The organism is Roseibium sp. (assembly GCF_050301095.1).
Lineage (GTDB): Bacteria > Pseudomonadota > Alphaproteobacteria > Rhizobiales > Stappiaceae > Roseibium.
Genome location: NZ_JBNKYW010000246.1, coordinates 1 through 10012, shown reverse-complemented (window position 1 = coordinate 10012; position 10012 = coordinate 1). Strand labels below are relative to the sequence as shown.

Here is a 10012-nt window from a genome sequence, read left to right as displayed (position 1 = left end):
ATTCATCCTCCCGGCAAGATCGGCATAAGTCATGCCTCTGGCCTTCAGAATTCCCTGGAGTGTCTTGAAGGTGTCTCCGCGCATATGCCCTCTTGATCCTTTTCACCGATCTGCCGTATCGTTTTTTGATACCAGACTTTCTGAAATTGCAAGATCAGATCAGTTTTCGCATTACATCCTCAGTTCAATTCTTTTTGAAAGGATATCTCCATGAACAGATTGAAAGTTTTCGCCGCAGCGATGGCGCTCACCGCCGGCGCCGCCTCTGCTCAGGCAGACACGCTCTGGTCAGCGGATGGCTTCGACATGCCCGAGTCCGTGCTGGCCGATACCGCCAACAACCGTCTCGTCGTCAGCGTCATCCAGGGCGCGCCGAACCGTGCCGACGGCAACGGTCACCTCGCCCTGCTGGCAATGGATGGATCGATGATCGATGCCAACTGGGCGGAGGGCCTGGACGCGCCGAAGGGCATGGCGCTGACGGACGGCAAGATCTTCGTCTCCGACCTGACCGTGCTGAGGATCGTCGATGCGAACACCGGCGAACTGCTGGACTCCGTTCCCGCCGAAGGCTCGGTGTTCCTGAACGACGTGACGACGGATGGCCACGCGGTGTTCGTCTCCGACATGATGAAAAACACAATCTGGCGCTATGCGGAGGGCAAACTCGAGAAATGGCTGGAAACATCTGAGCTTGCGCATCCCAACGGCCTGCTGTGGGATGGCGGCCGCCTGCTCGTCGGCTCGTGGGGCGAGGGTCTTCAGGACGACTTCACCACCGAGGCGCCGGGCAACCTGCTTGCTGTCGACCCGGACACCAAGGCAATTTCGGTTGTTGCAACGAAGGTCGGCAACATCGACGGCATCGTGCGCCTGAACGGCAGACTGGTACTGAATGACTGGATCAACGGCAAGGTGTTCGAGGTCGGAGAAGACGGCACGGTCACTGAAATCCTGGACCACCCTGCCGGTCTTGCCGACATCGGCGCCGAGGGCGGCACGCTCTATCTGCCCCACATGCTGGAAGGCAAGATCGAGGCAGTGACGCTGGACTGACCCGGCCGAAGACCTGATCCGCAGTCGTCCTCCGGCGACGGCGGGGTCCCGTCTGAATTGCGGCCTGCGGCTGGACTGTCAAACGTCCAGTCGCGTGGCCGTTTCCCGGCTACGGGCGTTCTCGATGGCGATGGCCACCTGGTCGGCGAACAGCTCGGCCAGCTCCAGCGCCCGGTCGTTGAACGGATGAACGCGGTTCCGGTAGATGGTAAAGGCCCCCAGCAACCTCTCCCCCGACATCATCGGGATCGCGACGAAGGACCGTGCCTTGCCGAGGTCTGCAGTAGCAACCCGGAGCGGAGCCCCGTCGCGATAGATATCCTCGCCCCGCACATCCGTTATGCTTACGGTTTCCAGCCGCAACGCCAGGCGCCCGAGCCCGGTCCCCGGATCAACGGCGAAGATGTTCTGATCGCTCAGCCAACGGCCAAAGGCCGGCGCGATATTGCGCGTGCGCATGGCGCGAAAGCGAAGATCGCCCTGGTAATCGAACAGGATGCCGAATTCGGCTTCGCAAATCTCCAGTGCATGGTCGAGCGCCGCATCAAGCACGGCGTCCAGCCGGTCGCCCTGCTGGCTGATGATCCGGAGCACATTGGCCAGCACCCGTTCGCGGCGGTAGGCTTCGTCCAGTTCCAAAGCCAGCTCGGCGACCAGCGCCTCGAGGTCTCGATCCCCCTGCAGGCCGGACGGCCCACCGTGCAGAGCCTGGGTCAGTTCGACCTTCGAAGTCACGCTTAGCTTGCGGTAGACCGTGCTCAGATGGGTCCGCACGGTCGCCGGAGCGATGTTCAGGCCGCGGGCGATATCCTTGTAGCTCTGGCCGCCGGCATAGGCCTCCGCGATCTCGCGTTCACGCGGGCTCAGGGATTGTGCATCTGTCGTCGGGTCTGCCAAGGAACGCCTCCACCCCACCAGGGATCGGGACATTTGAACACCATTGCGCTCTCTCGCAAAGAGGCCTGTCAAAGATGCGCTCGCCCCGTCCCGTACTGCATGTGCCGTACCTAGCGTACAGCATTGCCGCCCCTAAAATACAGCAGCTGACCGATACTGAAGCCCGGCGCGCATTTGTACCCTGAATTCATCGCCGCGGATGGCGGAAGACTGGTAGGGGAGGTTCGACATGACCAGGATCTGGAATGATACGCCGGCCCTTTTGGCACAGGGCCGGTCCTGATGCGCTGGCGGATGCTGGCCCTCTTGTTCGCTGCCCGGGCTGCCCTCGGCCTGCAGTTCCAGACCATGGCCTCCGTCGGCGACGACCTTGCTGCCGTCTACGGCCTTAGCCATGCGGAGATCGGCACGCTGATCGGCCTCTTCATGGCGCCTGGGCTCTTTCTCGCGATGCCCGCGGGCTTCACCGGCCGGTGGGCCTCGGACAGGACACTGGCGGCCCTGGGTCTTGCAGCCCTGACGTTTGGCGGGATCCTGTCGGGGACTGCGGACAGCACCTGGATCATAGGTGCCGGCCGGATCGTTGCCGGGGCCGGCTTTCTCTTCGCGAACCTCTACTTCACCAAGATGGTGACCGACTGGTTCTCGGGCCGCGAGATCGCAACCGCCATGAGCGTGCTGGTTATGAGCTGGCCTTTGGGCATTGCCATCGGCCAGATCGGCCACGAGTGGCTGGCCGCCTCGATGGGCTGGCGCGTGCCGTTTCTCGTTTCTTCAGCCTACTGCGCGGCGATGATGCTTGGGGTGCTGATGCTCTATCGCCCGATCGAGGAGACCGCCGGGACCGGGGCTCCGGCACCAGCCGGTCAACGCACCACGGTCCGCCGCCTCTCCAGGACGGAATGGCGCCTGGTCCTGACGGCCGGCATCGCGTGGGCCGTCTTCAATGCCGGTTACGTTATCTACCTGAGCCATGGTCCGCTGATGCTTCAGCAACTTGGGACAACTGCCTTCGGTGCGGCAGCGGTCATCAGTGTCGCAAGCTGGCTGATGATCTTCTCCGGCGCGCTCTGCGGCCACATCGCGGACAGAACGGGACGGCGGAGCCTCATTCTGTCCATCTGCATGGCGGGGGCCGTCCTTTCCTTGCTGATGTTGACCGTTCCAGGAGCGGGGCTGGCCGGCAGTCTGCTGTTCGGCCTGGTCGGAATGGCGCCTGCCGGCGTAATCATGGCACTGGCCGGCGAAGCGATGCGGACGGAAGTGCGCGCGCTCGGCATGGGCATCTTCTTCACGGTCTACTACGCGGTCATGACGGTCGCGCCACCCATCGCCGGCCGGCTGTTCGATCAGACCGGAACCGCTGTGGCCCCGATAATCCTGGCCGCGGCCCTGTTCGCCGCCGTTGTGCCGGCCTCGATGATCTTCCGCCACATGCGCCCGGCCGACAAATCGAACCTGTCTTTGGCAATCAAGCCCGCAAACGGATCATGACGGAGAAGACAATGTTGCCGCGAAAGACCGTGACCCTGCCCGAATCGGAGGCTCGTATGCGGCTCCGGTCAGGGCCTGATTGCGCGAATTTTCAGCTTTCGATCCTCTGAACTCATGAGCTAACATGCGGCTGAGTTTTTGAAACGAGCCCAGCAAAAGGATCTCAGGTGGAACGCCGCCTAGCCGCCATCCTCGCTGCCGACGTGGTCGGTTACAGCCGCCTGATGGGCGCCAATGAGGTTGGTACGCTGACTGCGATGCGCGAGATTCGCACCGGGTTGATCGATGAGGCCATCGGCGACGCAGGTGGACGCATCGTCAAGCTGATGGGTGACGGCATCCTTGCCGAGTTCACCAGCGTAGTCGGCGCGCTGGAATCTGCGCTCGCTATCCAGCACGCGATGGACACCCGCAACGCGGACGTGCCCGAGGATCGCCAGATCCGCTTCCGGATAGGAATAAACATCGGTGACGTGGTGGTCGAGGACGATGACATCTTCGGCGACGGCGTCAACATCGCGGCCCGGATCGAGGCGCTGGCCCGCCCCGGCGGCATTGCTGTCTCCGGTGCCGTGCGCGACCAGGTGGGCAAGCGGCTCGACGTCGCCTTCGATTCTGCCGGTGAACCACCGCTGAAGAACATCGATGAGCCCGTGCCGGTGTTCCACGTAGCCCCCCGCCCCTCCGAACCACACTCCACCGCGGGAGCCCCGGCCAGCCTCCCCTCCATCGCCGTCCTGCCTTTCACGAACATGAGCGGCGACCCCGAGCAGGAATATTTCGCCGACGGCATCACCGAGGACCTGATCACCGACCTCTCCAAGCTCTCCGGCCTTTTTGTCGTCGGGCGAAACTCGGCCTTTGTCTACAAGGGGACGCCGGTCAACCTTCAGGAAATTGCCCGCAATCTCGGTGTGCGCCACATCCTCGAAGGCAGCGTGCGCAAATCAGGAAACCGGATTCGTATCACCGGCCAGTTGATTGACGGCGTTACTGGCGGTCATCTCTGGGCTGATCGTTACGACCGTGACCTGTCGGACATCTTCGCGCTGCAGGACGAGATCACCAAAACGATTATCGACCAGTTGCAGGTCCGGCTGCTCGAAACGGATACCCCGGACCGAACCAAGGCTGAAAATGCCGGTGCTTACACGCATTACCTGAAAGGCCGCCAACTTTATCACATGCGGACGCGGCGCCTGATGGAACAGGCCCGAACACATTTCTTCAAGGCGCTCGAACACGATCCGAATTATGCGCGCGCCTATGTCGGACTGGCGGACTGCGAATCCCGACTGAACGACTGGTATGGTTGCGAATACCCGCCGGAGGACATCCTGGCGCTGACACACCGTGCGCTGGAACTGGAACCGGGCATGGCCGAAGCCCACGCTGCCAATGGTCTCGCGCTACAGCTTGCCGGGCGCGATGACGAAGCCCGTCAGGCCTACGAGACAGCCTTGGCCCATGACCCGCTATGCTACGAAGCACATCACTACTTCGCCCGCTTCCTCCAGGTGACCCAGGAATTCGAGAAATGCGCCTATCATTTCTTGCGCGCACTCGAAATCAAACCTGATGACTACCGGTCGCCCCTGCTCATCGTTTCCGTGTACCACGCATTGGGACGGACAGAGGAAGCAGACAGGTATATGGCTCTGGGATTGAAGCGCGCCGAAGAAGCCGCAGGAGCGGATCCAAAAAACTCCGATCCAATCGAATTGGGCGCCTCCGTGCTCGCAGCCCATGGCGACAAGGTCAAGGCTCGTGACTGGCTGGAAAGGGCCATCGCAATCGACCCGGACCGCTCGTTCACTTCCGGCTACAACATTGCCTGCACCTATGCCCAACTGGGAGAAGCGGAGATCGCGCTCGACTGGCTCGAAAGCATCGCCGGCAATCTTGGCCAAAGCCAGCGAAAATGGATGCGCACCGATCCCGATTTCAATTCTCTCCACGACCATATGCGTTTCAAGAGATTGATTGACCCGTCGCTGTAAAGGAACCTTTTGCGGCCCGAAGCTACCAATCCGGACGAGCTTTCCCGTCCGGATCGCCGCTGCTCATCGCCTCGCCTTAGTCGTCGGCGCGTTCGTTCAGTTCCATATGGCCTTTCTTGTTTGAAAAGACCCGGCGCAACATGGGTTCGAAGAACTCCAGGGGCCTGGACGGATAGTCCGGATCGAAGGCGGCCTGATCGTAGGTATGGCAGAAATACTTGCAGTCCTCGTAATAGGGACTGTCCTTGTATTTCTCACGCGCGTTGCGGTCGCCGCCGAGGTGATGATTGTAATAGTACCCCTGGAAGACGCAGTGATGCTGGATGATCCAGCGGGTCTTCTCCGACACATAGGGCTTCACCATGGCGGCCGCCAGTTCGCCGTGATTGTAGGGCGACAGGATATCGCCGATGTCGTGGATCAGGGCGGCGACGACGGTTTCTTCGTCCGCCCCGTCCTCATAGGCACGGGTCGCCGATTGCAGTGAGTGCTGGTAACGGTTGATCGGATAGGGCGTCCAGTCCTCGTCCAGCGACTTCAACATGGAAATGATGCGGTCGACGAGCGCTTCGTTGAAGGCTTCGTCGTATTCCATGACGGCCAGAAAGTCCTCCTTGCTGGCCTCTTCCATCTTTGTCCAGGTGGGTTTCCGGGTTTTGTCGAGCATGTTGGCCTCCACTGTCTTCGCAAACACAGAGGTATCAATTTTCGTCTGATAACAAAAACGAATTGTAATTGTCAGTTTGATAGAAAATATTGTTCACTATGGACACGAAACTCCTGAAGACCTTTCTGACCGTCGCCGAGACGGAAAGCTTTCACCGGGCTGCCGACCGGCTGAACATCACCCAGGCTGCCGTCAGCAGCCGGATACGCGCTTTGGAAGACGAGCTGGACGTGGAGCTGTTCCTGCGCGGAGCGGGAGGAACCCGGCTCAGCGACGCAGGGACCTACCTGCGCCCCTACGCGGAGCAGATGCTGGCGAACTGGCAGCAGATCAAGGGCAGCATCGGGCGCCGCTTCACCAACCGGCTTGCGCTCCGGATCGGCTGCCAGCTCAGCATCTGGGACCCGCTCCTGGTCGAGCTGACCATCTGGACCGAGCAGACCCTTGGAAAGCTGCCGCTGACGCTGAACTTCGACCATGAAAGCAATACGATAGAGCTTGTACGCAAGCAGTTGCTGGACCTGACGATCTCCAACGAACAGGCGCTCGGCACCCGGCTGGATTCGGTCCCGCTCCCGCCGGAGCGCATGATCCTTGTCTCAGGTCAGCCCTGCCGGGTCAGCGACCCGGACTTGCCGCTCTTCATCAATTTCCAGCTCGGCCCCCAATACGACGCCGCCACCGCAGATCTCCTCGGTGAGCGTCCCGGCCACATCTTCCTGAGCAACGCCTCAATGGGCCTCACCTACCTCCGTCGCCGCGGCGGCATGGCCTACTGCCCTTTCCGAATGGTGGCGGAGGCGTTGGAGCAGCGGCAGCTGTTCAAGGTGGAGGGCGCTCAGGAGTTCAGCCTGGACCGCTTCGCCGTCTATGACCCGCAAGGAGCATCTGGCGAACTGGTGGAACAGGTTCTGCCGGGTTTGCTGGAAGTGGCGGGCGGCTGACGCCGCCTTGTGAAGGCAACCGCGCAAGCGTGCCCTTTCACACGTTGCGCGTCAGCCGGTCCAACCGGCAAGGCGCAGTCCATCGATCAGAAAGTCGAAATCCTCAGGGCGCCGGAAAGGGTAGGTTTCCCGAACATAGGCTTCACTGAACGCACGTCCCATTTCCTCGATGCGCAGCAACACAGCCTTTGCCTCTTCCACCTCGCCGGCGTGTGCCAGCACCGACACGCAGCGCTGCAGCCCTCGCAGATAATTCGGGGCGGCATCCATCGTCCTGTGAGCAAACTGAACGGCTTCTCCCAGGTTGCCGACAAGGGCCTGGCACATCATCTGATCGCAATAAAGAGCGCCCTTGTTCGGAAACGCAGGATTGAGCCGCAACACCGCGGCGTAATGATCGTAGGCTCTCGCAGGTTCGCCGCAATAGACGAGAGCGCATCCCATCATGTAGTGCCCCATGACATTGGAGGGGTTCAGCCGGACAGCTTCGCGGGCATGCTCAAAGCCGCCTTCGGGGTTATGCTTCCCGAACAGGACGAGCTGTGACCGGGAGGAATGCGCGATCGAATTGCGCGGATCGAGCTCAACGGCACGCGCGCTCGCGTCGAGGCCTTTTGCGAGCGCCTCCCGGGTGTCCCCGGCCCACCCCAGCAGGAAATCGCGGAAATAGCAGCGGGCAAGCCTGGCCCATGCTTCGCTAAGCAAGGGATCATGCGCGATGGCTTCCCTGACAAGAAGTTGCTGCTGTTCGTTCGCCTCACGGGAGCCGTAGCCGTCGCCCCCGCTCATTTCAACCTGCACGGCCTTGGCAAGCAGCTCCCATGTCGCCAGATCCTTGGGACGGACAACCGGTATCCTCCCGGCCGCTGCTTGTGATATCTCCGGCTCTACCTGGCTGACGATCTGACGGCTGATCTCGTCCTGGAAGCCGAAAACATCCTCCAGGCTGCCGTCGAAGGTCTGGCTCCAGAGTTCCCGGCCCGACGCAGCCTCGATCAGGCGGGCGGTTACGCGGGCACGGGTACCGGCGCGCCGCACGCTGCCGGTTACCGCGTAGGCCGCCTCGACGCTGGCCGCGAGATGCTGGATATCTCCCTTCGAACCTCCCAGGGCCTCGGGCCCCACCACAGGAAACGACCGCCAGCAGGAAAGTGTCGTGCGTATGTCCTCGCAGAGCCCGGATGCCAGCAACTTGTCCTCATCCGAATGACTGAGAGCCTCGAACGGCAGGAATAGAACCGCGGGCCGATGGACCAGTTCAACCCCGGATGCGGGGCCCGCCGCTTGCTCCGGAACGGCTCGCATAGAGGGGCCGTCATCTTGCGCCCATCGCCACACCGTGATTGGTCGGCTGATATTCTTCAGCTTCTGCGGCCCGAGATGCTTGAACGGCACCTTCAGGCGATCGACCACCTCCGTGTGGACATTGCCGGATATGAACACCTCGCCGGGCCCGGCCAGGCTTTCCAAACGGGCGGCCACATTGACACCGTCGCCGTAGATATCGGCCCCTTCGCCGATAATGTCTCCAGAATTCACGCCGATCCTGAGCAGGATGCGGCTCTCTTCGGGGACACCGGCCTCCTGTTCGAGAACGGCCTTCTGGATGTCGAGGGCACATTGAACGGCCTGGACCACACTTGCAAACTCTGCCAGCAATCCGTCGCCCATGACCTTGACGACACGGCCGCCAAGGCTGTTGATCGCAGGTTCGACGAGACCGAAACGAAGCGCTTTCAGCCGGTTCAGCGTGCCGACCTCGTCCTTGCCCATGAGGCGTGAATAGCCGACCACATCGGCGGCAAGGATAGCAGATAGACGGCGTTGCAAGTCGGGCCCTCCCCAGGAGGACATATTAGCTTCAGAAAAACATGGAATCCAAGATGCCGCCACGGGCGCGGCCTGTCGACGGTCCGGCTAACGGGGCAAAGAACCAGTTCAACTTTTCACCTTTTCCATGGCCGGATCGTAAAGCGGTTTCAACGAAGCGGCGGCCTTGATGCGCTTTCCGGCGACGCCGACTTCCCATACTCCGGAATTGACGATGGCGGTGGTCAAGGGTTCATCGAGTTCGGCGAACCCGATGCCAACCGCGCCACCGAGCGTATGCCCGTAGGCGCCCACCTGCAGATGGCCCACCTCCCGTCCGTTCAGATAGACCGGTTCGTTGCCGTAGAGCAGCGGCTCGGGGTCCTCGAGCAGGAACTGCAGCATGCGGTTTTTCGGAACGCCTGCCTCCTTGATCCGTGCCAGGGCATCATGGCCGATGAAACCGCCCGGCTTGTCGAGTTTCACCGCGAAGGCGAGACCGGCCTCGATCGGGTTGTCGGTGTTGTCCACGTCGACTCCGAAGTCGCGATAGGCTTTTTCCAGCCGCAGGGAGGACAGAGTCTGCATGCCCGCGTTTTTGAGACCGATTTCCCGGCCCGCTTCCGTCAGGAGGTCATAGACCTGCACCGCATGCAGGTTCGGCACATGCAGCTCCCAGCCGAGCTCACCGACATAAGTGACGCGAAGCGCCAGCACCTCGAAGAAGCCGACGTCGATGTGCCGGGCCGACATGAAGGGAAAACCCTTGTTGGAAAGATCCGCGTCGCTCACCGTCTGCAGCAGCGCCCTGGCCTTCGGGCCATGCAGGTTGATCTGGGTGATGCCGGGAGTGATATCGGTGAAGGTGACGAACTCCTCCGCCCCGGTGTGGCGGCGCATCCAGGTGAGGGTGTGCCCGTGGGAATTTTCGCCCACCACCACCAGAAACCGGTCCTCGGCCAGCCGCGTCACGGTCAGGTCGGCCTCGAAACCGCCCTGCTCGTTGGTCCAGGCAGTATAGACCACACGGCCCGGGGCAACATCGACGTCGTTGCAGCTGATGCGATTGAGGAGAGCGCAGGCATCGCGCCCCTGCAACAGGAACTTGGACATGGAGGACATGTCCATCAGGATCACGTCTTCAC

The 10012-nt window shown here is 61.7% G+C and carries 8 protein-coding genes; 4 read left to right on the top strand and 4 right to left on the bottom strand.

All coding sequences use genetic code 11. The features are described from left to right. Positions 1-210 precede the first annotated feature (210 nt). Positions 211-1056, top strand: coding sequence for an SMP-30/gluconolactonase/LRE family protein (locus tag ACQY7U_RS21345; RefSeq protein ID WP_428649046.1), 846 nt, complete (start codon positions 211-213; stop codon positions 1054-1056). A gap of 78 nt (positions 1057-1134) precedes the next feature. Here the strand turns inward: ACQY7U_RS21345 and ACQY7U_RS21340 are convergent, their stop codons facing one another. Next, entirely contained in the window at positions 1135-1953 is an 819-nt protein-coding gene (locus tag ACQY7U_RS21340) for a GAF domain-containing protein (protein WP_428649043.1), read from the bottom strand. Positions 1954-2235: 282 nt separating this feature from the next. Here ACQY7U_RS21340 and ACQY7U_RS21335 point away from each other — a divergent pair, with 282 nt between their 5' ends. Together ACQY7U_RS21335 and ACQY7U_RS21330 are read left to right on the top strand one after the other, a co-directional pair. Further along, positions 2236-3447 carry a CynX/NimT family MFS transporter gene (locus ACQY7U_RS21335; RefSeq protein WP_428649040.1) on the top strand — a complete coding sequence of 404 codons (1212 nt, stop codon included), beginning with the start codon at positions 2236-2238 and terminating at the stop codon, positions 3445-3447. A gap of 167 nt (positions 3448-3614) precedes the next feature. Then, entirely contained in the window at positions 3615-5447 is a 1833-nt protein-coding gene (locus ACQY7U_RS21330) for a TPR end-of-group domain-containing protein (RefSeq protein ID WP_428649038.1), read from the top strand. A gap of 76 nt (positions 5448-5523) precedes the next feature. Here the strand turns inward: ACQY7U_RS21330 and ACQY7U_RS21325 are convergent, their stop codons facing one another. Beyond that, the gene (locus tag ACQY7U_RS21325; RefSeq protein ID WP_428649035.1) at positions 5524-6114 is read right to left on the bottom strand and encodes an HD domain-containing protein; all 591 of its coding nucleotides are present in this window, start codon (positions 6112-6114) and stop codon (positions 5524-5526) included. Between the two features lie 98 nt (positions 6115-6212). Here ACQY7U_RS21325 and ACQY7U_RS21320 point away from each other — a divergent pair, with 98 nt between their 5' ends. Beyond that, positions 6213-7058 (top strand): LysR family transcriptional regulator, encoded by an 846-nt coding sequence (locus ACQY7U_RS21320; RefSeq protein WP_428649032.1) that lies wholly within the window; start codon positions 6213-6215, stop codon positions 7056-7058. A gap of 51 nt (positions 7059-7109) precedes the next feature. Here the strand turns inward: ACQY7U_RS21320 and ACQY7U_RS21315 are convergent, their stop codons facing one another. Both ACQY7U_RS21315 and ACQY7U_RS21310 read right to left on the bottom strand, forming a co-directional pair. Beyond that, entirely contained in the window at positions 7110-8888 is a 1779-nt protein-coding gene (locus tag ACQY7U_RS21315) for an adenylate/guanylate cyclase domain-containing protein (protein ID WP_428649029.1), read from the bottom strand. 108 nt (positions 8889-8996) lie between these two features. After that, positions 8997-10012 (bottom strand): aminomethyltransferase family protein (locus ACQY7U_RS21310; RefSeq protein ID WP_428649027.1); only part of this gene is annotated, 1016 nt, incomplete at its 5' end.

What these genes read in the sequence shown, in the direction of transcription:
- ACQY7U_RS21345 (WP_428649046.1), top strand. Translation starts at nt 211, where the DNA reads ATGAACAGATTGAAAGTTTTCGCCGCAGCGATGGCGCTCACCGCCGGC.
- ACQY7U_RS21335 (WP_428649040.1), top strand. Translation starts at nt 2,236, where the DNA reads ATGCGCTGGCGGATGCTGGCCCTCTTGTTCGCTGCCCGGGCTGCCCTC.
- ACQY7U_RS21325 (WP_428649035.1), bottom strand. Translation starts at nt 6,114, where the DNA reads ATGCTCGACAAAACCCGGAAACCCACCTGGACAAAGATGGAAGAGGCC.
- ACQY7U_RS21320 (WP_428649032.1), top strand. Translation starts at nt 6,213, where the DNA reads ATGGACACGAAACTCCTGAAGACCTTTCTGACCGTCGCCGAGACGGAA.